The sequence below is a fragment of the Nonomuraea sp. NPDC050394 genome (genome assembly GCF_044459065.1).
In the GTDB taxonomy this organism is placed as follows: domain Bacteria; phylum Actinomycetota; class Actinomycetes; order Streptosporangiales; family Streptosporangiaceae; genus Nonomuraea.
This window is the reverse complement of record NZ_JBITIO010000026.1, coordinates 56,636-82,221: the sequence shown is the minus strand read 5'-3', so window position 1 is coordinate 82,221 and position 25,586 is coordinate 56,636. Positions and strand designations below refer to the sequence as shown.

Sequence of the window (25,586 nt, the reverse complement as noted above, 5' to 3'; positions counted from 1 at the left end):
GCATCCAGTGTCGCAGGGGCGGTGGTGCTGATGACGCTCCTGGAGGAGCTGCTCGCGCTGCTCGGCCAGCTCGACCTCGACCTCGGCCCGGCCTTCTCGCCGAAGATGCCCGCGACCCCGGATCGTTGCGTGGTCCTGGCCCGGTACGGCGGCGCCGAGTCGCGGCTGGCCGACAACTACGACGAGGTCAGGGTCCAGTTCCGGTGCCGCGGCCCGGCCGCCGACCCCCGGATCGCCGAACGCGACGCCGAGCTCATCTACGACCGGCTCAACGGCCTGGCCGGGATCACGCTCGCGGGCGGCACCTGGCTGTCCCAGCTCGTCGCCCTCAACGGCGGCCCCGTCTACATCGGCCAGGACGCCAACAAACGCGACGAGTACGTCATCAACTTCCGCGCCGAGATCTCTCGGCTCAGCACGCACAGGGAGAACCCGTGACCGCAGTCCAGATCCCCGCGCGGGACATCATCCTCGAAGTCGAGTCTCCGACGCCGGACACGTGGCTCCGCGTCGAGAACCTCAAGAACGTCACCATCAACCGGGCCGAGAACGAGGAGACCGCCGACCTCACCAACTACGACTCGGACGGCTCCTACGAGCAGTGGATCATGCAGCGTGGCGCCTCGATGGCCCTCGCCGGCGACGAGCTCAAGGACCACCTCACCGGCGCCCTCCAGCCAGGCCGCGGCCGCGTCGAGCAGATGGCCGGAGAAGACAAGGTCGGCTTCGACTCCATCGGCCGTGTCCGCTTCCGGCACCCGATGGACTCCCAGTGGAAGATCTGGAGCGCGACCTTCAGCGTGGGTGAGACCGGCGGCGAGACCAATCCGGTGTCCGCGTGGGCGGCCACGATCACGAAGTCGGGCAAGACCACCCTGGCGGCGGTGGCCTGACCATGTCGAACTCCGAGCCGATCGACCCCAACGCCGACCTGCATCAAGCCATTGACCAGGCGGTGGCCGAAGCGGACGAGCACCAGGCGTTCGACGACTTCTGGGCCGAGGTCCAACGCGAAGAAGCTGCCGAGCGCAAGGGCCCGCCAACCCAGGTCATCCGTGGCATCACCGTCACAGTGCCCTACGACCTGCCGTTGCTGTTCGAGCGCAAGACCGACCAGATGCGCGAATCCGGTTCCGAGGAGACGTTCAAAGAGCTCCTCGCCGAGTTGTTCGGCGCCGACGTGCTCGACGCGTGGATCGAGGCCGGGATGACCTCCCGGGAGTTCGAAGTCGTCCTCGCCTGGGGGATGGCGAACGGCAAGGGCCGTGAGATGACCTTCCGGGAAGCGTACGAGATGGTCAGGGACAAGCAGCAGGGAAAAGCGAAGAGCTCGACCCGGAAGAGCGGCGGATCCGGAAGTACTGGACGCTCATCGAAGCGGACTTCCGGCGCGAATACCACCTCACGCCGCGGCAGATAGGCCAGCTCACCCGCCGCGAGTTCGCCGCCCTCGTCGTCGGCCTCTCCAAGGACTCGATCTACCGCCTCGTCACCGCCAACGCGCCCCTGGAGCTCCGCGGTGAACAGGCCCAGGCCTACCTGAACACGCTCTGACCTGCGCGAGAGGCGGTGACCTCTCGTGAGCATGACCGTGGGCGAGCTCGTCGGCTACATCGACGTGGAGGACAGGCCATTCCACCGCAGCATCGACAGCGTCGAGCGGAAGTTCCACCGACTCGACTCCGCGGTCAGCTCGACCAGCGGCTCGATCGAGTCCACAGTCGCCTCAGCGTTCGCCCGGGTGGCCGACGCCATCGGCGACGGCATGGACCCAGACGAGGCCCTGGCCGATCTCGCCCAGCTCGTCGACGGCGTCGAGGACGCTCTCAAGGCGACGGAGAGGGAAGCCCGCAGGGGCGGCCGGCGCACTGGGATGGCGCTCACGGACGAGCTTGGCGACGCGCTGGCCGCAGCCGAGGACGTCGCAGGCGTTGCGGGCGAGCGGGCGGGTGACGCGTTCGTGCGCGGCGCGGATGGCAGGCTGCGTGACGGGCGCGGCAGGTTCGTGGCCGAGGGCAAGAACCTCTTCGACGGTCTCGGCGACGGGGCCGAGCGCAACGGCTCCAGGATCACGAGCTCGCTCGGCAGCGCGTTCGACGTAGCCCAAGCGGGGGTCGCCGGGGTGCTCGGCGTCTCCAAGTTCGCCACCGTCGCAGTCGTCGGGCTCGGCGTGGCGGCGCTGGCCACGGCTGCGGCTGTCGCCGCGATCGGCGGCGCTCTCACCCTCGGAGTGGTGGGGCTGGGCGCCTTCCTGGCCGCCAACAAGGAGGTCAAGAAAGAGCTCACCGACCTCGGCAAGTCGGCACTGGAAGTCTTCCAGAAGGCCGCAGCCCCGCTGCGCGGCCCAATCCTCGACGGGCTGGAGCGGCTCCAGGGCAAGATCCTCCCGCTCGGCGACATGCTCGCCGAGGTCTTCCGCAAGAGCGCCCCCCTGATCACGAAGGCTTTCGATGTCGCGCTCGACGTCATCGACAACCTGATCGACAAGTTGCCCGGCATCGTCGAGCGCGGCATGCCGGTCGCCGAGTTCTTCCTGAACACGCTGGGCGGCGCGGTCTCCGGATTCTTCAACTTCATCGCCTGGGGCCTCGTCAAGATCGAGGAGTTCAAGGCCGCGTGGAACGACTCCGGCACCACCCTGGGGGCCTGGGCCGCCCGCGTGGGCGAGATCGTCGCCCAGGTCAAGGCGTTCTTCGGCGACGTCTTCGCCACCGTCCAGCAGTGGATCGGCGACAACCAGGGCAAGATCTCGGAGTGGGGTGCTTCCCTCGAATCCGGGTGGAAGACCGCGTCCGACGCGATCTCCTCCGCCGTCGAGTTGATCTCGCTGCTGTGGGACGAGTTCGGCGACGACATCCTCGACCAGCTCGCCAATCTGGTCGACACCTTCCTCGGCATCTGGAATGGCCTCTGGCAGACCATCGGCGGCATCCTCGAAACCGCCATCGGCCTCTTCACCGGCGACTGGGACCGGGCCGCCAAGGGTCTGGAGAAGATCTGGGATGGCCTCTGGAAGATCGTCGAATCCATCCTCGTCGGTGCGGTCAAGTCCATTGGCAATCAGATGCTGGCCGCCTGGGAGTACGTCACCGGCATCACCAACCTCAGCTGGTCCAAGGTCACCAAGACCATCTCCGACGCCGTCAAGCTGGCGGTCACCTACGTCAAGTCGATCCCCGACAAGATCAAAGCAGGGTTGGGCAACCTGGGCGCTCTGCTCGTCCAAGCGGGCCGTGATCTCATCAATGGCCTGGTCAACGGCATCAAGGCGACGGCGTCACAGGCTGTGGATGCGGCCAAGGGCGTGGTCAAGTCCGCCGTCGACGGGGCCAAGAACCTCCTCGGCATCAGCTCCCCGAGCCGGGTCTTCGCAGAGATCGGCCGCTGGACCGTAGAGGGCTTGATCCAGGGCCTGACCTCGGAAGAAGGCCGGGCCGTCGACACCGTCAAGCGGATGGTCGATCAGATCAAGGCCGCCTTCGCGTCGATGCCGGAGACGAAGGACCACCTGCTCGCGTTCGTGACCAAGGGGAACGACTCGCTGGCCAAGCTGGCCGATCAGCGCGAGGCGTTGGTGAAGCGGCTGGCGGAGGCGAAGGAGTACGCCAAGCAGGTTGCCGGCGACGCGGCCGAGTGGGCGTCGATCACGGGCCTGTCCGAGGAGGAGCTCAACAGCGGCGACTTCTCCGGAGCGTTGAAATCGAGGGCCCAGCAGATCAAGGACTTCGCCAACGACATCAAGCGCTTGGCCGAGCGCGGCCTGAACAAGACCACGTTGAAGCAGATCATTGACGCGGGTGTCGAGGGCGGCGGGTCTCTGGCGGAGATGTTGGTCGGCGCGGACGGGTCGGAGATCAAGGCGATCAACCGAGCGCAAAAGCAGATCGACAACATGTCGAAGCAGCTCGGGAAGAGCGGCGCGGACGCCCTGTACGACGTGGGCAAAAAGGCCGGGGACGGCTATCTGAAGGGCCTCCAGGATTCGCTGAAGAAGATCGACGCCGAGATGACGAAGATCGTCAAGGCTCTGGTGTCGGCGATCAAGCGCGAGCTCAAGATCAAGTCGCCGTCGCAGGTGATGGCCGACGTCGGCCTCGACACCATGGCCGGCCTCGCCCTCGGCATCACCGCCGGTGGGCCGCAGGCGATTTCCGCGATCACCGGCGTCGCCACCCAGATCGCCACTCAGGCGGCCGGGAGTCTCGGCCGCATGGTGTCGGGGATGCAGCCCGGCGGGCCCGTGGACGCGTCCGTCGCGACGGCGGGCGGCCGTGTCGGTGGGTCGGCTGGTACTGGCCTGGACGGCGTCTCCCAGGGTCCGCCGCCCGCGTCCGGGGTGACGGTCAACGTCAACATGGCCGGGGCGAACTTCCCGGAGCTGGCCGACACCTACCGGATCGGCAGCGACATCGGTTTCAACGTCATGGCCCAGGGGCTCGTCTAGGAGGTCAGCGTGAGTGAGCTGCAGGGGTACAGCGAGGCCGACCTACGGCGGCTCCGGTCGGTCGCGGCCCGGCCGCGCGGCTGGTCACACCAGATCCGGCCGGTCGTCCGCGAGTACCGGGACATCGTGACCGGCCACTGGATCAAGGTCACCACGGACCACCACGGCAACAAGATCCGCCTGCGCTGGACGGGGCAGGACGCGCGCGTCGTCCTGCCCCACCTCAACTTCAACCCGTGGACGGGCGTCACGATCAGCAAGGAGTACCGAGGATGAAGAGGATCGTCCGTCACGGCCAGAAGGCCCGGCAGGCGGTGCGCGCCCTGGAAGACGCGCTGGAACCCATCGAGGAAGCGCTGTACGCGGCGAAGGAGGCACATTGGGAAGCCGTCGAGGGCGGCGACCCGGAAGCGATCCGCGCCGCGAAGGCCGCCAAGGTCGAGGCCGCCACCCGCATGGAGGAGACACGCACCTGGCTGCGGCGCGAGGCCGAGATCGACAAACTCCAGACCCGCACGATTCCCCGCCTGGAGGAGATCCTCGCAGGGCCGATGCTGGTCAAGACCGGCAAGAACGACGCCCGGGAGGATCCGCAGGCCCGCGCCGAGGTGGAGCTCACGCTCGTCGCCGCCCACGCCGAGCTGGAGGCGCTGACCGCGCTCGCCGTACCGCTCCGGCAGCAGTTGGCGGCGCTCGGCGGGGTGGTGGTCGGTGATCCGGTGCCGCCGGATCTGCCGCCCGGCAGCGCGGACGTGACCGCCCCCTCGATCACCGTGACGTCGCGCACCCGCGCCACTGCCAGGAAGGACAGCTGATGGCATCCGGTGTGTACCTGCCGACGTTCGAAGACATTTTGGACGCGACCGCGCTGGGCCTCGTCTGGGACGCCGAGGACCACCAGGCCGCCCTCTACAACGCCACCAAGGCGGGCGCGGTCGACTACAACGCCAACACCGCCTACAGCGCGACGAACGAGATCAGCGGCACCGGCTACACGGCGAAGGGCGTCGTGGTGACCAACACCGCCTTCACCCGGCCCGGCGCAGGAGTGAGCAAGTTCAGCTCGAACGCCTTCCAGTGGACCGGCTCAACGCTCAGCGGCGTGCGGTTCATCGACTTCTTCGCCGAGGGGGTCAGCGGTGACCCGCTCATGTTCGGCGTCGACCTGGTCTCGCCCTACAACACCTCGGACGGGACGCTGCTCGTCACCCCGCACAGCAACGGGCTCGTGACGTTCGACCTGACCCCGTCGTAGGTTCCGCGCCCCGCCCGCCCACTCACCCGTAGACGAGGAGGTGGGCAGTGGCGATCGCAATCGATGGCGCGTCTCCGGCGGTGGCCGACGACGACAGCACCACGGTGACCACCGCGAGTTTCACCCGCCCGGCCAGCGGGTTGCTGGTGGCGATGGTGGCCGCCCTCTCGGCGGACGCCCCCGTAGTGTCCGGCGGCGGCCTCACCTGGACCCGGCGTGTCGAGCGGAGCGTCGATGGGCCGTGGGTGGAGATCTGGACGGCTCCGGTCACCGGCTCCGGCGCGATGACCGTCACGCTGACCATCACGAGCTCGCTCGGCGTGGTGGCGGGCGCGATCAAGGTGGACGCCGTCACCGGCCAGCATGCCAGCCCGATCGGGAACAGCGGCAACAACGCCTCCACCGCCAACACCCTGTCCGTCACCGGCTACACCTCCAGCGTGGCGGGTTCGCGCGGGTTCTTCGTCGCCGTCGAGGACAACAGCCTCGGCGCGGTGACCGTGGCCGGCGGCGACAACGGGTTCCCGTTCACCGCCACCCACGCGTTCGGCGACTTCTACGGCATCGCCATCCGCAAGGCCGCCAACACCCCCACCAGCGGCTCGGCGGTGTCGTTCAGTGCGGATGCGACCGGGACCGACCCCGCCGACTGGACGTGGGCGGCGCTGGAGATCAAACCCGCATCCACAGACGCCTCGGTTGAGACGACCACGGTCGCGACAGCCGCCACGGTGCCAGGCGTCGTCGCCACCGCGTCCGCCTCCCCGGTCCCGGCCACCACCGCCACGACTACGACGGTGCCGGACGCGGCCATCTCGGCAGGGTCCACCACCCACCCGGACACCGTCCCGGTCATCACCAGCGTGCCGGATCCGTCGGTGACGACGGAGAACACCGAGGTCGTCGAACCCGCCACCATCGCCGCGACCGCAGACGTCCCGGCCCCGCAGCTGGCTGTCAGCTCCAACGCCACCCTCGCCACCATCGCGGCCGTCCTCCAGCTGTACGCGCCCACCATCCAGGCAGACGCGCACGTCACCCTGTCCCCGGTCGCGGTGGCCGCCGCCGTCCCCGCGATCATGGCGACGGTCCCGGTCCTGCCCGGCGACGCGATCACGCAGCCGGGTCAGATCGAGTGGAACGGCTTCCTGCTCGGCAGCCTGACTCCGTACTCCTGGCAGGAGCTGACCGGGTGGATCGACAGCGCACCGTGGATCAGCGGCAACGTCGACCGGCCCGACAGCTCAGGCTCCTACCCGGGCCAGCCGTACAGCGGCGAACGCGTCATCAACTGGGGCATGCTCATCAAAGCCCCGCGCGACCAGATCGGCCAGGCCGTACACGACCTCATCATGGCCACCGGCCCCGCCCAGACCGAGGATGAGGACTGGCTGGTCATCTGGGACTTCGACGACATCCAACCCCGGCTCGTCCGCGCCTTCCTGTCCGACCGCAAGCCCGGCCCGATCGACCGCCGCGCACGGCTCGGCCTGATGCACGGCGGCCTCCAATGGACGGCCTCCGACCCGCGCCGGTATGACCCAGTCCGCTCCTCGCTCACCATCGCCAAGGACGTGCAGACCAGCATCCTCAACGACGGCAACGACGCCACCCCCGGAGAGCTGCGCTTCCCCGGCCCGGCCACCGGCGTCCAGGTCGAGAACCTGACCAACGACCGGGTGATCGCCTTCGACACCGTCATCGCCGAGGGACAAACCCTGGTCGTCGAGGTGACAGACGGCAGGGTCTTCATCGGCGAGACGGATCACCTCCACGACCTCGTGCAGGGTTCCACCTCGGTCAAGGACTTCGTGTTCGACCCCGGCGCCAACGAACTGCTCTACACCGCAGATACCGGCGGCAGCGCCGGTATGGAGACGTTCTGGCGCCACGCCATCAGCTAAGGGGGTGGACTCGTGCCCGGAACTGCCGCACCGCGCGCCGGGACCGTTACCCCTGTCACGGGGCCGTTCGACCTCGTCGACGCCCCGGCCGGGGTGATGGCCGGCGACACCCTGTACGCCTTCATCACCACCAACGGTGATCTGGCCGACGTCGACATCACCGGCGGCGCCCCGTGGACGCAGCAGGCCGAGTTCGAGGGCACCCGCCTGTACGGGACCGTCGCCGGCCCGGACAACCCGAGCAGCTACAGCGTCGAGCTGGGCGACGGCGACCGTGGCCTCGTCGGGCTGCTGCACCTGCGCGGCGCCACCCTGTCCGGCATCCTGGCCGTCGTCGACTCCGGCGGCATCGCCCCCGAGGCCGGGGTCCCGTGCCCGGCCGCCTCGCCGGGGGTGGCCGCGGGCGTCGAGGTGCGCTACTGCGTCGCGGGCAACCCCATCGTGCCCATCACGTTCGCCCCGGAGGGCATGACGGTCGAGGCGCAGGCCCACGACGGGGCGAGCACCTCAGTATTTCTGGGCGCGCGCACGTCGCTCTCCAGCGCCGCCCTGCCTGTCCGCCACATCGATCCCGGCCTGGCCGTCGTCGCGGCGTGGGAGGCGTGGACGCTCATCGTCGCCCCGGGCGACTACACCCCGGAGCCGCCCCCGGTGCCCGCCTACGCGGTCAAAGGCCGCGCCCTCTACCGCTACACCGCGCACGACCTGCTGACCGGCGAATACATCGACGACCTGTACCCGCGCGACCCCGTCTACTCCAAGCGCATCCGCGAGCCCGGCCGCTTCTCCTGCTCGCTCCCCATCCCGAACACGAGGGTCGCGGCCGCGGTACGGCGGATCATCCCCAAACTCAAGAGCGATCTGACGACCGGCCCCGGCCGGGTCCAGATCCGCGTGTGGCGGGACGGCGAGCTGCGCGGCCGCTACTGGCTGACCGGCGCCCGCCTGTCACGCGGCCAGGACGGGAAGATCGCGATCGAGCTGCGCGCCAGCACCTTGGACGCGGTCTGGTTCTCGTTGCGCGTCACCGAGACCCTCGACGGCAGCGATGACGAGCAGATCGACAACGCAAGGTTCGTGCTCGCCCACGGGCTCACCAAGCTCGGCGGAGATCTCGGCATCGTCTACCAGGAGGGCGGAACCGGCGAGGTCCGCCCGCTGCTGATCAAAGCGGCCGACGCCACCTCCTACGGCCGGGTCGTGGCCGAGTTCTCCAAGACCGGGAACGGTTTCGAATACACGCTGAATGAGACCGTCGACGAGTCCGGCGACGTCGTCTCGACGTGGGTGTGGGGCGCACCCAAGATCAGCACCAGCATCCAGCACGTGTTCTCCACGTCGCCGAACGGTGGCGACATCGACTCCTACGGCCTCGACATGGACGCCCTCCGCGGCGGTACAGACTGGCAGGTCCGCGGCGGCACCCCGCAGGTCGAGGCCCAAGAGACGGCCACGCCGCTCATGTCCGAGCTCGTCACCACCCCGCACCGGGCCGCGGGCTGGCCCCGCATCGACCACCTCGTCGACCACCCCACCCAGTCACTCGACCAGGACGAGCTCGACACGCTCGCCACCTACTACGCATCCGTGGCAGGCGGCGCCCTGTGGGTGCGCACCGTCACCGTCCTGCCCTCCCGCAAGTCGACGCTCACCATGAACTCGCTGGGCGACTACGCGAGGTTGCTGATCACCGACGTGTGGCATGAGCGCGAGAACGGCGGCGCCGGCCTCGACATCTCCGAGCGCATCATCGGCATCGAAGTCCGGCCCACCGGCAAAGGCCGAGGCCGCGAAGAAGTCACCCTCACCCTCGAATCTGTGGAGGTGCCGTGACCGACCAGTACGGGGCCGACCTGGAACGCATCCTGCGCGATATGGAACGGCGCCTGCAGAAGCTGGAAGCCGCCCAGCGGGTGCGGCCCGGCCTGCAGATCGACTTCCCGAGGGGCGCCGCGGTGTCGCAGACGGACTTCGATCTGAGTGACGCACCGGCCTCCTACAACCAGGCGTACGCGCAGGCGCAGTCCACCGGCATCGCCGCGTTGTTTTTTGACCTGAAGGAACTGCTGATCAGCCTGCGCGGCGGCCCCATCATCGACAGCTGAACGGAGGCCGCGATGACGACCGTCCACGGCACCATCCACACCCCGGCCGGAGTCCCCGCCCGCGGCGCCTCCGTAGAAATCACACTCGTGGACCTGGCCGGGCGGCCGACTACCGGCCTCACCGGGGACGTCGAAGTCCTCGGCCACGTCTACCCTGCCGTCTCCGAGGACGGCGAGTGGTCGGCCACGCTCACCCCGAGCGCGGACATCACCAGCTCGACGGGCGACACGCTGTACCGGCTCGTCGAACGGGTATCCACCGGCGCATCCGCGACGTCCTACCTGTCCGTCCCGGCCAGCGGTACGCACTGGGCCGGTGACCTCGTCGTCACCCTGCCCGGGGCGGTCGCCCCCGAGCAGCTGGTCGGCTACCTGCCGCTCTCGGGCGGCACGCTGACCGGTCCGCTCACGCTGGCCGGGGCGCCGGATGAGGAACTGGAGGCCGCCACGCGCGGCTTCGTGCTCTCCAACGGCGGGGCCGGCGGAGGTGGAGGCGGGGGCGCGGTCTCCTCCGTCAACGGGTTCACCGGCGACGTGGAACTCGACTCCGCCGACATCGGCGCTGACCCGGCCGGTACGGCCGCCGCCGCAGTGACCGTGCATGAGGCCGACACCACCGCGGTGCATGGCATCGCCGACACGTCCGCGCTGGAGACCACCTCCGGATCCGCGGCCAAGGTGGCCACCCACACCGGGGCGGCTGATCCGCACGGCGACCGGGCGCACGCCGCCGGACTCGTCTCCACGCATGAGGGCGCGGGCAACCCCCACCCGGTCTACCTCACCGGCGCCGAGGGGGACGCCGCATACTCTGCGCTCGGCCACAACCACGCAGGCGTCTACGAGCCATCCGGTACGGCCAGCGCGGCTGTGACCGCGCACGAGGCGGCCGGAGACCCGCACCCCGGGTATCTGACGGCCAGCGAGGGCAACGCCGCCTACGCCACGCTCAGCCACATCCACCCGCCGAAAGACGTCTACCCGGCCAGCGCGTACGGGCTCCTGGCGATGACCGGCGACCCGATGGCGTTCATGAACAACAGCTCGTTCGGCGTCAACACCGTGATGCTCACCCGCGTCCTCATCCCCGCAGGCGCCGCCATCACCAACGTGTGGGTCGCCGTCCGCACCGCGGGCACGCATGACGCGAGCACCCCCAACAACCAGATCGCCATCTACGACGACACCGGCACCCTGGTCGCGGCGACCGCCGACGCTCCGACGCTGTGGACCGGCTCCGGTTGGCGCGGCGCCGCCCTCGTCGGCGGCCCGATCGCCGCGCAGGCCTCCGACCGCTACGTGTACGTCGCCGCGCTGGCTCGGGGTATCACCGGCTGCGTCCTCCCACACCCGTCCAGCGCGAACGACAACCAGGTCGTCTGGTTCTGTCGGCCCGCCGTCGGCACGGTCAAGCGCCGGGCGCTCTACATCTCCGGCCAGACCTCGCTCCCCGCAAGCTTCGACCCTTCCGCCGGCGGCACCGAGACGACGTTCGCCCTCCTCGCCGGAGTGTCCTAACCCTCAACCCTGGGAGTTGTGTTGAGCATGTCCGCTGAAGATCCCACCCTCGGCGAGGTCGCCCGGACCTTGGAACGCTTCGAGCGGACGACCAACGACCGCTTCGCGAGCCTGGCCACCAGCATCACCCTGATGATCACCCGAGATCTGTACGAGGCTCACCGGACCGCGCTGCTGGAGGACATGGGCCAGCTGCGCGAGGACCTCAAGCAGGAGCGGGACCGGCGGGCGGCCGACCGGCGCATGGTCGTCTCCGCGCTCCTGGCCGCCGGGCTCGCGATCGTCGTCGGCATCCTCAACGTCGCCCTCAAGAACGGGATCGGAGGCTGACCGTGGGCCAGCTCATCTCCCGCGCCGGATGGGGCGCGAAATCCGCCACCCGCCGCCTCGACCGCATCGCCTCCACTCGCGGGGTGAAGGTGCACTACACCGGCGGCTGGGTCGATCCCCGCATCGTGGACGACCACCGCGAATGCCTTCAGCTGATGCTCTCCATCCAGCGCATGCACATGGCCGGGGGCCGCGAGCAGCCCTACAGCGACATTGGCTACAACTTCGGAGCGTGTCCCCACCGGCGCGTGCTGGTCGGCCGGGGCGCCGGGATTCTGCCCGCTGCCAACGGGGCCGGGCTCAACTCGGGCCACTACGCGGTCCTCGCCTTCGTCGGCTCCTCGGGCTTCACCGTCCCGAACGACGACCTCCTGCACGCGATCCTCGACGCCGTCGACTACCTGCGTGCGCACGGTGGCGCCGGGCGGGAGATCAAGGGCCACCGCGACGGCTACGCCACGAGCTGCCCGGGTGACCGGCTCTACGGCTGGATCCGCCGAGGCGCACCCCGGCCCACAACCGCCAGCCCGGCTCCGGTGCGGCTGCCCGAGCTGCGCCCTGGGGACCGGTCCGAGCACGTCGTCACTATCCGGCGCGCGCTGGGCACCGCAGACCAGACCTCACCGCTCTACAGCGACGAGGACCCGGACCTGATGGCCCTGGTCGCGGGCTTCAAGGCCAAGCACAAGCTCGGTTCCGGTCCCGTCTGGACCGCCGAGTGTTGGAAGATCCTCAACTCCTAGGAGCACCCGTGAAGAAGACCCTCGCCATCCTCGCCGCCAGCGCCCTGGTGCTCGTCGGCGGAGGCGCCGGCGCGGTCGCCGCGACGGCCTGGACCGAGCCCGCCAAGAGCTACGGCGGCTGCGTCAGCAAGGCCACCGGCTACCTGCGCGTCCTGGAGCGCAACGCCCTCACGAAGTCGGTGTCCGGCTCGTGCAAGAGCACCGAGCGCAAGATCACCCTCTACAGCCGGTCCGGCGTCGACGCCCTCGTCAAGCCCCTTCGGGGCTTCGAGATCAGCCTCGGAGGCGACATCGCCACCTGCAGGCCCAACGGCAGCAACGCGGCCGGGCTGCCGCGCTACGCGTGCACCAAGGCCACCCCCAGCCCGACGCCCACCCCCACCTCCTGAGAGGCACCTTCGTGACCCCGAGCATCGGCCGCATCGTCCACTACACGCTCTCCGAGCAGGACGCCCAGGCCATCAACCGCCGCCGCGAGGACTTCGACGCCTTCCAGCGCAGCCACGCTCACCCGCACGAGCCCGGTCAGCCCGGCGCGACCGGCCACCAGGCCCACGTCGGCAACCCCGTAGTCGCGGGCCTGACATTCCCGGCGATGATCGTGCGCGTCTTCACCAGCTCGGCCAACCTTCAGGTGTTCCTGGACGGCAACGACACCTACTGGGCCACCTCGCGCTCCGAGGGCGAAGGCGCGTCCCACTGGGCCTGGCCGCCCCGCGTCTGATCCGCCACGCTCAACCCTCGCCCCGAGCCTGCTGGCCGGGGCTTCGTCGTCTCCAAGGAGGAGAGGCACATGTCCCTGTCCGACTGGATCGTCTCCTGGCTGCGCACCAACGTCGCCGCCTGGATCCCCACCCTCGCCGCCTGGCTCGCCGGGTTCGGCATCGAGCTGCCCGTCGAGGCCGGAACCCTCGCCGTCGGCTCCCTGCTCGTGTCCGGCTACTACACGCTCGCCCGCCTGCTGGAATCGGTGTGGCCGGCCGCCGGTGTGCTGCTCGGCTGGCGCGCGGCCCCGTCGTACAGCCGCGGCCAGGTGGCTGCCGGTTACCACCCGGGCGCGCACTCTGACCGCGATCTCCGCGGCATGTAGCCACCCGTCAGCCGCAGGCGTACCTTGGCCGTACAGCTCACGCTGTGGGTGCCTCGGGACGTTCGAGCCCCCGCTCTCCTTCGGGAGGGCGGGGGCTCTTCGTCGCGTCTTGGTGTCCGGCCGCCGGTCTCTGCGCGCCCGGGCGGCCGGACCAGCCCTCGCCACATTTAGGACACCCCAAACCGCGCGCAGGTGCAAGGGTCTTACCGCAACGAGAGGTCTTCGGCGTGCACCCGGGTCAGGAGAGGTCGACCTTCACGCCGCCGGAAAACATACTGTCGTGCAGCTCGATCGCCGCAGGCTTGACGGTCTTCGGGATGTCGAAAAGCACCACGCCACGGACGCTGTTGCCGGGGTTGATCTTCTCGTACAGGCTCTTGGAGTCCTGGAGGTAGATAGCCGCCTCCGAGCTGGCCTCGTACTCCGCGCCCTTGCCGTCGAAGAGCTTCTGCGCAGAACCGCTGAAGGCTTGGGCCTCGTCGCCGATGTTCTTCACCGTGACGTGCACGAGCAGGAACACGCCTTGCGCGTCCTTGTTCAAGAACTCGCCGCCGACCTGGCCGCGCCTTTCCAGTCGAGTGACCTTGAACGAGAACTTGCCGTCCTTCACCACGTCGCCGATGCCCGCGGTCGCAGGCTTCGGCTCCTTCTTCGGCGGCTTCGCGCTCGCCTGCTCGCCGGTGCCCGCGTTCTCCTGGCTGGCGGTCGTCGGCTTCTGGTCGCTGCCGCCGACTGCGGCGACGAGCACGGCGCAGCCACCGAACAGGACGAGGGCGACCACGGCGAGGACGATCAGCACGGTCGGGGCGCTGCTCTTCTTACGGCGCGGTGGGGGTGGCGGGCCGCCGTATCCGTTGTGTGGCGGGTACCCCTGCTGCGAGCTGGCGTGGGTGGGCTGCTGCCCGTACGGATGGGACATGGTGAGCCTCCTGAGGACGCGCGAGGGGTGAGCGTTGGGACGCTCCAGACGCGTACGTGGTTGGCGTTGTATACGTGACCGGTATGGCCAGATGTGGACACGCGTACGGCTGCGCGTGGGATATGCGCGCGACACTTTTTGATCTTGTCGAGGTGTCGGAACGCTGTCGCCGCGAGTGTCGCCGCCTGTCGCGACAGCTGTCGGAGCAGCCCGACCTGTACCTCCCTCGCGATCCACCCCGGCCCCTGTCGCGACACCTCACACCCCCGCGGGCTCACCGAGCAGCACATCCGGCCGGATGATCCGGTAGCAGCGTCGCTCGTCGTCCCGCTCGATCACCCCGTCGTCGGCGAGCAGGTTGAGCTGATCATTCAGCCACCCGCGCGAGGTGTAACCGGTCAACTCCTTCACCGGCCGCAAGTCCTTCGTCGCGAACTCCAGCCGCTCCTCCCGCACCCACACGGCCAGCTGGTCGAGCAGCACCCCGCGCGCCTCCTCAGGCGGCAGCTTGGGCCGCGGCCCGGCCGGGAACTTCCGGTCGTCGCCGGCCTCGATCGGGTCGTCCATCCCCGCCGTCAGATCGGGGCTCGGGTTCTCGGTCTTCACCTTGTCGCCCACGGGCGGCTCCGTCTCCTCCGGAGGATCGCCGTCGAGCCCGGACGCTGCGGCGCCGAAGTTCGCGGCCACGATCCGCGTGAACTCGTCGGCATCCTTCGGCGACGCCGGCCAGTCGGCCGCGTGCTCTCGCATCCGCTGGTTGGCTTCCTGGTCGTCCTCACCCCAGTCCCAGGTGCGCAGCGCCATCGCGATGCGCTCGTCGGGGATGCTGGGCGCGTCGAGGTAGGCCATGCCGGGCTGCTTCTGCGCCCACTGTTCGGGCTTCGCGCCGCGCTCGCGCTGCTCCGCGCTGAGCCCGAACTTGGCGTCCCCCGCGGACTCCACACCGAGGCACATTTTGGCGAGCTGGCCGCGCGCGAGCGTCGGCATCTGGGTCCAGTCGGAGCGCTGCAGCGACATCACCACGGTGCCGCCTGCACTGCGCAGCGCCTTCACCAGGGACAGGAAGTCCTCCATCTCCTTGTCCGGCAGCTTGGACAGGATGTCGGGCGCCTCTTCCAGCCAGATCACCCAGTAGGCGAGGCCGCAGCCCTGCTTCCACTTCTGCAGGCCCTGGGCTGCCAGCCACGCCGTGCGCTCCGCCACCTGCTGGTAGAGCTGGCGCAGCATCGCCCGCGCGCCCGCGAGATCGTACTCGACACGGTGCAGGCCATTCTCCAACGGCCCGAGTGTCTGATCGGCCTTGGTGACGTCGGCGGCGAAGATCGCCACGTCATGCCGAGTCATCAGCTCGCTCAGGATGTTCCACGCCGCGCCGATGCTCTTCCCCGACCCGGACATGCCCATGATCTGCAAGTGGTAGCCGCACAGGACCAGCTCGACCATATCGAGGTCCTGCCACAGCCCGATCCGGATCGGGTCGGCGATGCTCCCGCCCGGCCGGGACGCGCCGGGCCACGGGATGCGCGTGCGAAGTACGCGCGGATCCGAGATGGTCACCTTCGCCTTGGAGGCGTCGTCCGGGTCGACCGCGACCGTGATGGATCCCGGCGGCAGGCCCATGCCCGACTCGATGTACGGCGCCCTCTTCTGCAGGTCCTCGGCGACCGCCTCGCCCTCCTCCAGCTGGACGCTCCCCTCGACCTTGTGCTCACCGGTCTTCGTGGTGGTGGCCTCGGCCGTGATTCCGGCCTTCTCCGCGCCTTGGCCGAAGAGCGCCTTGAGCGGGTCAGCGACCACGGCGGCCGTGTCGACGCCCTTCCGTCGCAGCATGCTGCGGATGTTCCAGGTGAGCGCGACCGTCGTCCCGCAGATGAGCATCAGCCGGCCTGTGCCGACCGCGATGGGGCTGCTGATGGTGGCGGCGCACACCCACAGCCCGGCGAGGGCGGTGGTGAGCACCGAGTGGATCCGGCCGCCGATCGAGCGGGCGTGCGACTGCCACCACGTCACCCCGGCCAGCACCACGGTGCAGACAGAGAGGAGGAACATCGTCCAGGCGATCGTGTCTGGCGGATCATCATCGAGGCTGAGCACCGCCCAGAAGAACGAGCCGATCCCATAGACCAGACCGAGCCCCATCCACGGCGGCAGATAGACGATGACGCGGGACGCCTCCCGGGCCCACAGCCGATCCCAGCTCGTGTCGTGAGCCTCGGGGACGTCCGAGGTTGAGGGGGCGCGGCGCGCCATCACCAGGCCCACTCGCGCTTCGGCTTGTCCTTCTCCGGCTCCACCAGCTCCGAGAACTGGCGCCGATACTCCAGGTTGAGAAGCACGCTCTCGGTGGCGACCCAACCGGCCATCTCCGACATGCGCTCCAGCCGCTTCACGACCCTCTCCGCGCGGCGCTTCACGTCGTGGCCGAACGCCCACCAATGGCCCTCGCCGAACTGGCGCAGGATGCCATACAGGTCATCCGCCGCGGCCTCGTACTCCTGGCAGAGGGCGCGGTTGTGGTCCCGCGACGCGAGCGCGTACTTCGCGACGGACTCGGACCCATCGAACTCGATCACATCCAGCCCGCCCGGCGACTTCCTCGTCTTCGCCATCAGTGACGCCCCCTCACCTTCACGTAACCCAGCCGGTAGGCGGCCCGCGCCACCCACCGCTGCCACCCGACCGTGGCCACGATCCCGGCCGCGAAGCCGATACCCGCGGCGAGCCACACGGGCGTGACCTCCCAGCGGGCGATCCACAGCGCGAACGCACCCAGCGCGAACATGACGGCCGCGGCGGCGACCAGCTCGCGCGCCGAGGAGTCGCGGCGGGTACGGCGGCGGGTCACGGAGCCACCCCCGCACCGACCGGAGTTCCGTTCGCGGGGGCGCTCACGGCAAGCCGCTCATCCACCTCGTCCTGGATTTGCTCCGCCGCACGCTCACTGATCCCCCAGTGGGACGCCAGTGACCGGCGACCAGCGCGGCTCCGCCCTGGCAGGAGGCTCTCCTCGTACTCCCACTGCGCCGCCTCGTACTGATCCTTCGGCAGGAGGCGCACCTCGCGCACCACCTCCACCGTGACCTCTCGGTCCTGGTACACGATCCGCTCGACCGGCTCGGGCTCGGCGGTTTCCTGGCCGGATCGGATGAGCCACATCAGCAGCTCGTACGCGCCGACGAACGCCACCGGCGCGAGGGCGCTGAGCAGGCGCGATCCGGTGCCGCCGTCCCAGCCGTGCGCCACGTTCGCGACCAACGTGACGGCCGCACCCAGCGCGAGCGCCACCCACGCGAGAGCCGGGACAGGAAGATCGCGCCGAGAGCAGTAGACCATCACCAGGGACGCCATGACGATCACTCCGTCGGACATGGCCGGGTAGAGGATCGCCATGTCGTGCCGCTCGCCCAGGTCGATGGCGAGGCCGTAGAAGTGGTGGTACGAGACGTAGGCGGCGGCGCCGGCCACGCCAAGAAGGACGACGATCGCGACGCCTCGGATGATGCCGCCGCCGCGTGCTGCTGTCCCGGCGTGTGGCCGAGCCTTGGCGGCTGGCGGGGTCTGGGGGCGGCGGCGCGGGATGAGGGCGCGGAGGCGGCGGGCGATACGGCGGACGCGTCCCACTGGCGTGTCTCCTGGGACGGATCTAGGGTCGTTCATGGTTCGGGACTCCTGGAAGGTAGGGGTCTTGAGCTGGAAGAACCCCGTCAGCGCTCCAACGCTGGCGGGGCCTTCTTCTGTTGTGGTGTTGGGAGCCCGGCTCCTGTACGCCGCAGCAGCACAGGAACCGGGAGTTCTAGGCCTTCCGGCGGGGCGCGACGTATTCGAGACCGGCCAGGCTGACGATCAGCTGACTGGCAAGCGTCCACTCAAGATCCCGGTACGCGTCGAGGGGGATCTCCAGGCTCGGCTTCACCACCACTACGCCGTCCGAGGCGGGGCTGTAGATCTCGCCGACGACGCCGTACGGCTCGCTGCGCGCCACGGTGCACACCTTCGCCGAGGCGTCCAGGCGGGGGCACAGTCGTAGGGCGAGCGGGATGCAGGTACGGCAGGTGGGCGGCGTATGGGTGAACTGGACGCCGCCGACCTGGCCGGGCGGGTCGGCCAGCAGCCACGAGATGCGGCGTGTTGAGCGGTCACGCGCTGGCCTGCCGCACACCTGGCAGAGCAGGCGCAGCATGCACCGGCGCTGCCGAAGCGTGTTGACGCACTGCCATGCCGGGCGGCCAGCGCGGGTGACCTCCTGGCGGTGCCAGAGCACGCCGAACAGCCAGTCCTCCTGCCGAGGATCGCCGTAGCTGAGCCGGTAGCCGGCGGTTGCGCCGCGGTGCTCGGCGAACCCGAGCGCGTACGGGATGGTCTCGCCGTCGTAGAGGGTGATGTAGGGGACGACGGTCATCGCGGGTCCCGGATCTGGGAGGCCGAGGGTGCGGCGTTCATACCGGTCGCCCAGATCGCCACGCGGATCCTGTTGGCCACCGCGGCTCGGGCCAGTTCCTGGGCGGTGGGCGCGTGCAGCTCCTGGAGGCACTTGTTGGCGAGCGCGTCCTGGGGCAGCTCGGTCACGTAGCGGGCGTGATAGCCGTCGTCGTCACGCCAGGTGGTGTGCGCGAGTAGCTGGGGCGCCTCGGCGCCTCTAGGCTCATCCATAGGTCGCACCTCCGCGTGCGATCAAGGGCCCGGAGCACAGGCGTTGACGCGCCTGCCGGGCCCGACTCAATTTCTGGGGCCTGCCTTCGCAGTGTGCCACGTCAAGGTGTGTTAAACCATCCCTACGTGTGTTACAGGGCGTCTAGGTGTACCTATGTTTGCCCTGGTACGGCACGCAATCTTGACTCTCGTGGTGCATCCGAGTCGGTCGAAGTGGCGTCAGGCATACGCGGCCATCGTGGAGATGATCCGCAGTGGCGAGCTGGCCGCCGGTGACCGGGTGCCGACTGTCCACGAGCTCATGCAGCAGTGGTCCATGAGCAACACGGTCGCCCAGAAGGTCCACCGCGCGTTGCGCGAGGCCGGCCTGGTGGAGACGGAGCCGGGCACCGGCTCGTATGTACTGGAGGGTGCGGCCGAAAAGCTCCGCTCGGGGGAGTCCTAGCAGCCTGCGCCAGTGAGCAGCGAGGCGAAATTCACCACATGACGAGCGTGGGGTATGCCGGGGTACGCCGGGGCATGCCGGGGTCGACCGCGGTAACCCCCGGCATGCCGGACCACGCTGGTCCTGTGACCCAGTTCGAGTTCAAGGGCAACGAGTACCTTTGGGTGCAGGTCTATGAGCTGCTGAAACAGCGTATTGCGGAAGGCGTCTACCGGCCGGACATGCCGTTGCCGTCGGAGCGTCAGCTTGAGCAAGAGCTGGGCGTCGCGCAAAAGACGGTCCGAAAGGCGTTCCACCGCCTCCGGGACGAGAAGATCGTTTACACGAAGCCGCATCTCGGCACATTCGTCGCCGATCACTCTAGAGATGTGGCGGACACGCCAGGCGAGTAGGCATCACACTCGCAGTGTCCGCGAGACCGGGGATCCCGGTGGTATCAGCGCCGGGATCCCCTCCCCCTCGCGGGGCCGCACCGACCCGAGTTTGCGAACGCCTCGGGAAGGCTGACTCGGGCCGGTGCGGCGCTTGCGTTCCCCACGCCCTCGCCCGAGCTGGTGATCTCGGATCGTAGCCGACCCATTGCCGGGTGTCACTAGCTTCGCCTGGGGGGATCACGAATAAGGAGTAGGCCGAAACTGCGTGATACCCCTTACCCGGGAGTCACAAACGGCTACCCACGGCGATCCAATCAAGATCAGCTACACAGCAACGGATTCGCTGCACACATAGAAAAGCTGACCAGCGAAGACGCAGGTCAGCACACATAGAAACAGGTAAAGGATTAAAAGTCCGCAGCTCTGCCAATTGAGCTAACGCCCCTTGCAACATGCAGCGTACCGAGGTTACCCGTCAGTACGCGACCGGCTTCCCGCCGGTCACGATAACGTACGCGTCCCGTCGAAGCAGGTGTGAATCCCGCACCGGCCCACGAACGCCGGTGCGGGCCGGGTGGGTCAGCGGTAGGCGGACAGGCCGGTCAGGGCCTCGCCCAGGACCAGGGTGTGGATTTCCTGCGTCCCCTCGTACGTCAGGACGCTTTCGAGGTTGTTCATGTGGCGGATCACCGGGTATTCGAGGGTGATGCCGTTTCCGCCCAGGATCGAGCGGGCCTGGCGGGCGATGTCCAGGGCGGCGCGGACGTTGGCCAGTTTGCCGAAGCTGACCTGGCGGGGGTTCAGGTCGCCGGAGTCTTTCAGGGCTCCCAGGTGGAAGGCGGTCAGGGAGGCCTGGGCGGTGCCGACGTACATCCAGGCGAGCTTTTCCTGGGTGAGCTGGAACGCGCCGATCGGCTTGCCGAACTGGACTCGGGTCTTGGAGTAGTCGACGGCGGATTCCAGGCAGGCGCGGGCGGCGCCCACCACGCCCCAGAGGATGCCGAAACGGGCTTCGGACAGGCAGGACAAGGGGCCCTTCAGGCCGGAGACCTCGGGGAGGACGGCGCTCGACGGCAGGCGGACGTCGTCGAAGTAGAGGGACGAGGTCACGGATGCCCTCAGGGACAACTTCTTGTGGATCTCAGGGGCGGAGAAGCCGGGCGTGTCGGTCGGGACGACGAAACCCCTGATGCCCTCGTCGGTCTGCGCCCACACCACCGCCACGTCCGCGATCGACCCGTTGGTGATCCACATCTTGGCGCCGTTGAGTATCCAGTCGGAGCCGTCGCGCTTGGCGAAGGTACGCATGTTGGAGGGGTCGGAGCCGTGGTCGGGCTCGGTCAGGCCGAAGCAGCCGATCGCCTCGCCCGCCGCCATGCGCGGGAGCCATTCCTCCTTCTGTTCGGCGGAGCCGTACTTCCAGATGGGGAACATCGCCAGGGAACCCTGAACCGAGACGAACGAGCGCAATCCGGAGTCGCCCGCCTCCAGCTCACGGCAGGCCACGCCGTAGGAGGTGGCGTCGGTGCCGGCGCAGCCGTACCCCTCCAAATGCATGCCGAGCAGGCCCAGCTCCCCCAGAACGGGCGCGAGCTCGCGGGCGGGGAAGGTGCCCTGTTCGAACCAGTCGGCCACGTCGGGGAGGATGCGGTCGGTGACGAAAGACGTGACCGTGTCACGGATCAGGCGCTGGTCAGGGTTGAGCCGATCGTCTATGCGCAGCAGGTCTTCCATGACGGTCCTCTCCTCGCGTAGGGGGCTACCAGGGTTCTACCAGGGGAATCCCGATGTGCGAACGCCGGGTCCCAGGGCAGTCTTGAGGCATGAGCGAATCGAGCTTCAAGCAATCGAACGTCAAGCAGCTGCGTCGGACCAACAAGGGCAAGATCGCCGGCGGCGTTTGCGCCGGTGTCGGCGAGTACGTGGGGATCGACGCCAACCTCATCCGGATCGGCCTCGCGATCGCGACCCTGTTCGGCGGCCTGGGCGTCGGCATCTACGCGATCGGCTGGCTCCTCATCCCCGAAGAGGGCAAGAACGAGTCGATCGTCCAGGACCTGATCGGCAAGCAGCAGGCCAAGAAGAACGACGACGTCTGGCAGCAGTGATCAGGCGGTGGCCCGGGCGCGCACCCGGGCGGCGATGTCACCGCGGGACTCGGTCCAGACCATGGCGAGCACGGCCGCGGAGGTCACTCCCATGACCCCGGCCAGCGCGACCACCGGCTCCGGACCGAGTCTCTCCGCGGCGAATCCGCCGATCAGGATGCCTATGCCCTGTACGGCCATCAGCCCCGACTGCACCAGGCCGAACGCCTGACCCCGGCGTTCGGCCGGAACACACTGTACGAACGCGGCATTGGCCGCGAGCTGATAGGCGCCTCCGATGCCGGACAGGATCCACAGCGCCAGCACGACGGCCAGCGGCGGCCGCATCGCCGACAGAATCAGCGGGGCGCAGCTCAGCATCGCCATCCACCCCATCATGCGCAGGCGCCCTGATGGCGTGACGAACCTGCTGAAAAGGAACCCGCCCAGCACCGTGCCCGTCGGCATCGCCGCCATCAGCAGGCCGGTGACGACGGCGACGGGGAGCTCCGAGCTCAGAGTCGCCGCATACGGTACGGCGATGCCCTCAGGAAGCACGTAGAAGCCGCAGAGCCACGCGAACAGCACCAGCGTCCGCAACTTCTTGTCGCCGAACACGAGCCCGGCTCCAGCCCGGGTCATGGTCCACATGGATGGTTTCGCCCCTTCGCGGGTCGCGGACGCGCGCCGCCGTACCCCGGAGACGAGGATCAGCGCGGAGGCGAGGAAGGTCGCCGCGTCGAGGGCGAGCGCGCGGTACGGCCCGAGCGTCGCGATCAGCGCGCCACCCGCGGCGAACCCGAGCATCTGGACGGCCTGGTTGGTCATGTTCTGCAGCGCCGAGCCGGCGACATAGCGGTCACCGACCAGGATCTCGGGCAGCAGCGCCGCCCGCGCGGCCGAGAACGGCGCGCTGAGCAGCACGACGAAGAACACCAGCCCGCACAGGACGGGGAACGGCATGCCCGGCACGGCCATGCCCGCGACCAGCAGCGCCCGCAGGACGTCACACGTGATCATGACGCCGCGCCTGGCGAACCGGTCGGCGAGCCCGGCGAGCAGCGGCCCGCCGAGGATCGACGGCAGGTAGGTGAGCGCGTAGACGGCCGCGGTGGCGGCCGCGGACTTCGTCCGGTCATAGACCAGTACGGCCAGCGCGACCTGGGCCAGCTGGTCCCCGAGCAGGGACAGACCTTGCGCGTACCAGAGCGCGCGGAATTCACGTATGGCGATGACCTCGCCATACGTCGCCTGTCGCTCGGCGGCACGTCTGTGCCGCCCCGGAAGCCTGGCCCCCATAGGACTCCGCTGCGCCTGACTCAGTGTGTTCGGTATGTCACCTAAGGTGCCCGATCACCTGGCACGCCGCAACCGAAAGCTTCCAAGCACTTGCAAACTGTAATCGCCGAGGCGGGCCTACCAGCCGAGCTCGTGAAGTCTGGCGTCATCAATCCCGAAATGATGAGCGATCTCGTGCACAACGGTGATCTGGACTTCTTCCACCACGTCGTCTTCGGTGTCGCACATCTGGCAGATGGGATTGCGGTAGATCTCGATGCGGTCGGGCAAGACTCCTGCGTACCAGTCGCCACGCTCGGTCAGGGGGATACCGGTGTACAGCCCGAGGAGGTCGGGCTCCGGCGGGTCATCGACCACCACAACCACGACGTTGTCCATGAGCCTGGTCAGCTCCGACGGAATCGTGTCCAATGCCTCGGCCACGAGTTCCTCGAACTTCTCCCGCGGAACCTCGATCACAGTTTCCATTCTGCCCTGTCCGTCAGGTAAGCAAGAAAGCGTATGAAGTACCTGAAGTCCAGATGGGTCACCTCCGTCGCCGTCCTGTTCGTCGCGGCGGTGGGCGCGTGGCTGGGCATCGTCCTCAGCGGTACGGTCCCCGCCCAGATCGGCCCGGTAGAAACAGGAATGTCCCTTCGACCTGCCTGGAAAGGCGAGACGATCGTCGACGCGAGCCCGCTCGGCACGCTCACCTTCCGCACCCACGACGCACCGCTGCGCCTGCGCATCACGCTTGAGAACATCGACCAGGAGCAGGCCAGAGCACTCATCGAGGACCCGCGCCTGGCCGACCGGCTGCCCGGCATCCTCGAACGCGACCTGCGCGAGGGGGTGAGCCTGCTGATCATCCGCTCGCTGCTGTGCGCGGGGGCGGGTGCCCTGGTGGCCACGGTTCTGGTCTTCCGGCGCCCCAGAGTGGCCCTGATGGGGCTTCTGGTGGCCTCCGTGGCTTTGGCGGGCACCGGCACGCTCGCGGCCGCCACGTTCAAACCCAACTCCGTCCTCGAACCCCGCTACTCCGGGATCATCGCCGCCGCGCCCTCCCTGGTGGGCAGCGCCGAGTCGATCGTGACCAAGTTCGAGTCGTACCGCGCCCAGCTCACCAAGCTCGTCACCAACGTCTCCAAGTTGTACGACACCGTGCGCGACCTGCCCGTCTACGACGCCGACCCCACCTCGATCCGGGTCCTGCACGTCTCCGACATCCACCTCAACCCCATCGCCTGGAGCGTCATCCGCTCCATGACCGACCAGTTCAAGGTGGACCTCATCGTGGACACCGGGGACATCTCCGACCATGGCAGCAAGCCGGAGAACAAGTTCGTGGAGGAGATCGGCAAGCTCGGCGTGCCGTACGTCTTCGTGCGCGGCAACCACGACTCGGCCATCACGCAGAAGGCCGTCGCCCAGCAGAAGAACGCCATCGTCCTCGACGACAAGTCCGCCGAGGTGAACGGCCTGCGCATCTACGGCCTCGGCGACCCCCGCTTCACCCCCGACAAATCCGTACCCGTCGACCCGGACCTGTCCCGCCTGGAGCAGTTCGGCCGCTCCCATGCGGTACGGCAGGCCGCCCCACCCGACCTCGTCGCGGTCCACGACCCGACCATCGCCAAGGGATTCTCCGGATACGCCCCGATGATCCTGACCGGCCACTCCCACCAGCGATCGACCACCGTCCTGCCCTCCGGCAGCCGCGTCCTCGTCCAGGGTTCCACCGGCGGAGCCGGTCTGCGCGCCCTCGAACACGCCGAACCGACCCCCGTCCAAGCCTCCGTTCTGTACTTCGACAAGAAGACCAGACGCCTCCAGGCCTGGGACGATGTCACGCTGGGCGGCCTCGGAGAGCAGTCGGTGCACATCCAGCGTCACGTGGAGCAGAACCCTCGACGTATGATTTCTCCAGAGCCAACGAACGCCCCGTCGCCAGCGGGATCGGTCACAGGCACGACGACGCCGGCCGCCGGTCCGCCACTTTGGCATGAGGGGCAATCGTCCCCTATGCTTCAGAGGTCTCCGACGGAAGACGTCAGGAACAGGATGCGAATCCTGAGCCCCCATCGTCTAGCGGCCTAGGACACCGCCCTTTCAAGGCGGCGGCACGGGTTCGAATCCCGTTGGGGGCACGGCTTCACCGGAAACCGGCTGGTCGAAGACCACCGAAACACTGGTAAGCTAAGCGAGGCCGCAAGGCCGAGCGAACAAGGTCCTGTAGAGCAGTTTGGAGTGCTCGCCACCCTGTCAAGGTGGAGGTCGCGGGTTCAAGTCCCGTCAGGACCGCTCTGGGTCAGGTAGCTCAGTTGGTACGAGCGTCCGCCTGAAAAGCGGAAGGTCGGCAGTTCGACCCTGCCCCTGACCACCCTTATTGAACAACCAGAACACCCCGAAGCGAAGATCGCTGCGGGGTGTTTTCGTTGGTCGGC

Annotated in this window: 30 protein-coding genes and 3 tRNA genes; 23 read left to right on the top strand and 10 right to left on the bottom strand. The window is 68.7% G+C overall.

The features are described 5' to 3' along the window. Window positions 1–30 precede the first annotated feature (30 nt). From ACIBKY_RS52065 to ACIBKY_RS51990, 16 genes are all read left to right on the top strand, one after another. Complete coding sequence (locus tag ACIBKY_RS52065) at window positions 31–438, top strand: minor capsid protein (RefSeq protein WP_397109664.1); 408 nt, start codon at window positions 31–33, stop codon at window positions 436–438. Continuing rightward, window positions 435–893: a phage tail tube protein gene (locus ACIBKY_RS52060; protein WP_397109623.1), complete on the top strand. Its 459-nt coding sequence runs from the start codon at window positions 435–437 to the stop codon at window positions 891–893. The genes ACIBKY_RS52065 and ACIBKY_RS52060 overlap by 4 nt, the downstream gene beginning before the upstream one ends. Window positions 894–895: 2 nt before the next feature. Further along, window positions 896–1,420: a hypothetical protein gene (locus ACIBKY_RS52055; RefSeq protein ID WP_397109621.1), complete on the top strand. Its 525-nt coding sequence runs from the start codon at window positions 896–898 to the stop codon at window positions 1,418–1,420. Between the two features lie 159 nt (window positions 1,421–1,579). Beyond that, complete coding sequence (locus tag ACIBKY_RS52050; RefSeq protein ID WP_397109620.1) at window positions 1,580–4,444, top strand: hypothetical protein; 2,865 nt, start codon at window positions 1,580–1,582, stop codon at window positions 4,442–4,444. Between the two features lie 9 nt (window positions 4,445–4,453). Continuing rightward, complete coding sequence (locus ACIBKY_RS52045; RefSeq protein WP_397109618.1) at window positions 4,454–4,720, top strand: hypothetical protein; 267 nt, start codon at window positions 4,454–4,456, stop codon at window positions 4,718–4,720. Next, entirely contained in the window at window positions 4,717–5,259 is a 543-nt protein-coding gene (locus tag ACIBKY_RS52040; protein WP_397109616.1) for a hypothetical protein, read from the top strand. Before ACIBKY_RS52045 ends, ACIBKY_RS52040 begins: the two co-directional genes overlap by 4 nt. Further along, window positions 5,259–5,699, top strand: a complete 441-nt coding sequence (locus ACIBKY_RS52035; RefSeq protein ID WP_397109614.1) for a hypothetical protein — start codon at window positions 5,259–5,261, stop codon at window positions 5,697–5,699. The genes ACIBKY_RS52040 and ACIBKY_RS52035 overlap by 1 nt, the downstream gene beginning before the upstream one ends. 47 nt (window positions 5,700–5,746) lie before the next feature. Further along, entirely contained in the window at window positions 5,747–7,603 is a 1,857-nt protein-coding gene (locus ACIBKY_RS52030) for a hypothetical protein (RefSeq protein WP_397109612.1), read from the top strand. A 12-nt stretch (window positions 7,604–7,615) separates the two neighbouring features. Then, window positions 7,616–9,436, top strand: a complete 1,821-nt coding sequence (locus tag ACIBKY_RS52025; protein ID WP_397109610.1) for a hypothetical protein — start codon at window positions 7,616–7,618, stop codon at window positions 9,434–9,436. Further along, window positions 9,433–9,708 carry a hypothetical protein gene (locus ACIBKY_RS52020; RefSeq protein ID WP_397109608.1) on the top strand — a complete coding sequence of 92 codons (276 nt, stop codon included), beginning with the start codon at window positions 9,433–9,435 and terminating at the stop codon, window positions 9,706–9,708. Before ACIBKY_RS52025 ends, ACIBKY_RS52020 begins: the two co-directional genes overlap by 4 nt. Before the next feature lie 12 nt (window positions 9,709–9,720). After that, the gene (locus tag ACIBKY_RS52015) at window positions 9,721–11,226 is read left to right on the top strand and encodes a hypothetical protein (protein ID WP_397109606.1); all 1,506 of its coding nucleotides are present in this window, start codon (window positions 9,721–9,723) and stop codon (window positions 11,224–11,226) included. A 27-nt stretch (window positions 11,227–11,253) separates the two neighbouring features. Beyond that, window positions 11,254–11,556 (top strand): hypothetical protein, encoded by a 303-nt coding sequence (locus ACIBKY_RS52010; RefSeq protein WP_397109604.1) that lies wholly within the window; start codon window positions 11,254–11,256, stop codon window positions 11,554–11,556. Between the two features lie 2 nt (window positions 11,557–11,558). Beyond that, complete coding sequence (locus tag ACIBKY_RS52005) at window positions 11,559–12,299, top strand: peptidoglycan recognition family protein (RefSeq protein WP_397109602.1); 741 nt, start codon at window positions 11,559–11,561, stop codon at window positions 12,297–12,299. Between the two features lie 8 nt (window positions 12,300–12,307). Beyond that, window positions 12,308–12,688 carry a hypothetical protein gene (locus tag ACIBKY_RS52000; protein ID WP_397109600.1) on the top strand — a complete coding sequence of 127 codons (381 nt, stop codon included), beginning with the start codon at window positions 12,308–12,310 and terminating at the stop codon, window positions 12,686–12,688. An 11-nt stretch (window positions 12,689–12,699) separates the two neighbouring features. Beyond that, the gene (locus ACIBKY_RS51995) at window positions 12,700–13,023 is read left to right on the top strand and encodes a hypothetical protein (RefSeq protein WP_397109598.1); all 324 of its coding nucleotides are present in this window, start codon (window positions 12,700–12,702) and stop codon (window positions 13,021–13,023) included. A gap of 69 nt (window positions 13,024–13,092) precedes the next feature. Next, complete coding sequence (locus ACIBKY_RS51990; protein ID WP_397109596.1) at window positions 13,093–13,389, top strand: hypothetical protein; 297 nt, start codon at window positions 13,093–13,095, stop codon at window positions 13,387–13,389. A 238-nt stretch (window positions 13,390–13,627) separates the two neighbouring features. Here ACIBKY_RS51990 and ACIBKY_RS51985 read toward each other — a convergent pair whose 3' ends face one another. The 7 genes from ACIBKY_RS51985 to ACIBKY_RS51955 form a co-directional block, all read right to left on the bottom strand. Continuing rightward, window positions 13,628–14,188, bottom strand: coding sequence for a DUF4352 domain-containing protein (locus ACIBKY_RS51985; RefSeq protein ID WP_397109595.1), 561 nt, complete (start codon window positions 14,186–14,188; stop codon window positions 13,628–13,630). Window positions 14,189–14,566: 378 nt separating this feature from the next. Continuing rightward, complete coding sequence (locus ACIBKY_RS51980) at window positions 14,567–16,570, bottom strand: hypothetical protein (protein WP_397109593.1); 2,004 nt, start codon at window positions 16,568–16,570, stop codon at window positions 14,567–14,569. Next, window positions 16,558–16,917, bottom strand: a complete 360-nt coding sequence (locus ACIBKY_RS51975; protein WP_397109591.1) for a hypothetical protein — start codon at window positions 16,915–16,917, stop codon at window positions 16,558–16,560. Before ACIBKY_RS51975 ends, ACIBKY_RS51980 begins: the two co-directional genes overlap by 13 nt. Continuing rightward, on the bottom strand, window positions 16,917–17,153 hold the full coding sequence (locus ACIBKY_RS51970) for a hypothetical protein (protein ID WP_397109589.1): 237 nt from the start codon (window positions 17,151–17,153) through the stop codon (window positions 16,917–16,919). The genes ACIBKY_RS51975 and ACIBKY_RS51970 overlap by 1 nt, the downstream gene beginning before the upstream one ends. Next, window positions 17,150–17,929 (bottom strand): DUF2637 domain-containing protein, encoded by a 780-nt coding sequence (locus ACIBKY_RS51965; protein ID WP_397109587.1) that lies wholly within the window; start codon window positions 17,927–17,929, stop codon window positions 17,150–17,152. The genes ACIBKY_RS51970 and ACIBKY_RS51965 overlap by 4 nt, the downstream gene beginning before the upstream one ends. A gap of 172 nt (window positions 17,930–18,101) precedes the next feature. Beyond that, window positions 18,102–18,707 (bottom strand): hypothetical protein, encoded by a 606-nt coding sequence (locus tag ACIBKY_RS51960; protein WP_397109585.1) that lies wholly within the window; start codon window positions 18,705–18,707, stop codon window positions 18,102–18,104. Further along, entirely contained in the window at window positions 18,704–18,958 is a 255-nt protein-coding gene (locus ACIBKY_RS51955; protein ID WP_397109583.1) for a hypothetical protein, read from the bottom strand. The genes ACIBKY_RS51960 and ACIBKY_RS51955 overlap by 4 nt, the downstream gene beginning before the upstream one ends. Before the next feature lie 190 nt (window positions 18,959–19,148). Here ACIBKY_RS51955 and ACIBKY_RS51950 point away from each other — a divergent pair, with 190 nt between their 5' ends. Next, complete coding sequence (locus ACIBKY_RS51950) at window positions 19,149–19,403, top strand: GntR family transcriptional regulator (protein WP_397109581.1); 255 nt, start codon at window positions 19,149–19,151, stop codon at window positions 19,401–19,403. Between the two features lie 125 nt (window positions 19,404–19,528). Then, the gene (locus ACIBKY_RS51945) at window positions 19,529–19,795 is read left to right on the top strand and encodes a winged helix-turn-helix domain-containing protein (RefSeq protein ID WP_397109579.1); all 267 of its coding nucleotides are present in this window, start codon (window positions 19,529–19,531) and stop codon (window positions 19,793–19,795) included. Between the two features lie 561 nt (window positions 19,796–20,356). Here the strand turns inward: ACIBKY_RS51945 and ACIBKY_RS51940 are convergent. After that, window positions 20,357–21,511: an acyl-CoA dehydrogenase family protein gene (locus ACIBKY_RS51940; RefSeq protein WP_397109577.1), complete on the bottom strand. Its 1,155-nt coding sequence runs from the start codon at window positions 21,509–21,511 to the stop codon at window positions 20,357–20,359. Window positions 21,512–21,600: 89 nt separating this feature from the next. On the opposite strand from ACIBKY_RS51940, the gene ACIBKY_RS51935 reads away from it, so the two are divergent. After that, window positions 21,601–21,885: a PspC domain-containing protein gene (locus ACIBKY_RS51935; RefSeq protein WP_397109575.1), complete on the top strand. Its 285-nt coding sequence runs from the start codon at window positions 21,601–21,603 to the stop codon at window positions 21,883–21,885. Here the strand turns inward: ACIBKY_RS51935 and ACIBKY_RS51930 are convergent, their stop codons facing one another. Further along, window positions 21,886–23,163, bottom strand: coding sequence for an MFS transporter (locus tag ACIBKY_RS51930; RefSeq protein WP_397109573.1), 1,278 nt, complete (start codon window positions 23,161–23,163; stop codon window positions 21,886–21,888). It lies immediately after the preceding gene. Between the two features lie 117 nt (window positions 23,164–23,280). Further along, on the bottom strand, window positions 23,281–23,631 hold the full coding sequence (locus ACIBKY_RS51925; protein ID WP_379609304.1) for a metallopeptidase family protein: 351 nt from the start codon (window positions 23,629–23,631) through the stop codon (window positions 23,281–23,283). Window positions 23,632–23,664: 33 nt separating this feature from the next. Between ACIBKY_RS51925 and ACIBKY_RS51920 the strand changes: the two genes are divergently transcribed. The 4 genes from ACIBKY_RS51920 (at window position 23,665) to ACIBKY_RS51905 (ending at window position 25,522) form a co-directional block, all read left to right on the top strand. After that, a complete protein-coding gene (locus ACIBKY_RS51920) occupies window positions 23,665–25,239 on the top strand; it encodes a metallophosphoesterase (protein ID WP_397109571.1) in 1,575 nt (524 codons plus the stop codon). Continuing rightward, window positions 25,217–25,289: transfer RNA gene (locus ACIBKY_RS51915), tRNA-Glu, on the top strand. The genes ACIBKY_RS51920 and ACIBKY_RS51915 overlap by 23 nt, the downstream gene beginning before the upstream one ends. Before the next feature lie 79 nt (window positions 25,290–25,368). Then, window positions 25,369–25,443 (top strand) — tRNA-Asp (locus ACIBKY_RS51910). 5 nt (window positions 25,444–25,448) lie between these two features. Continuing rightward, window positions 25,449–25,522: transfer RNA gene (locus ACIBKY_RS51905), tRNA-Phe, on the top strand. Window positions 25,523–25,586: the final 64 nt, after the last annotated feature.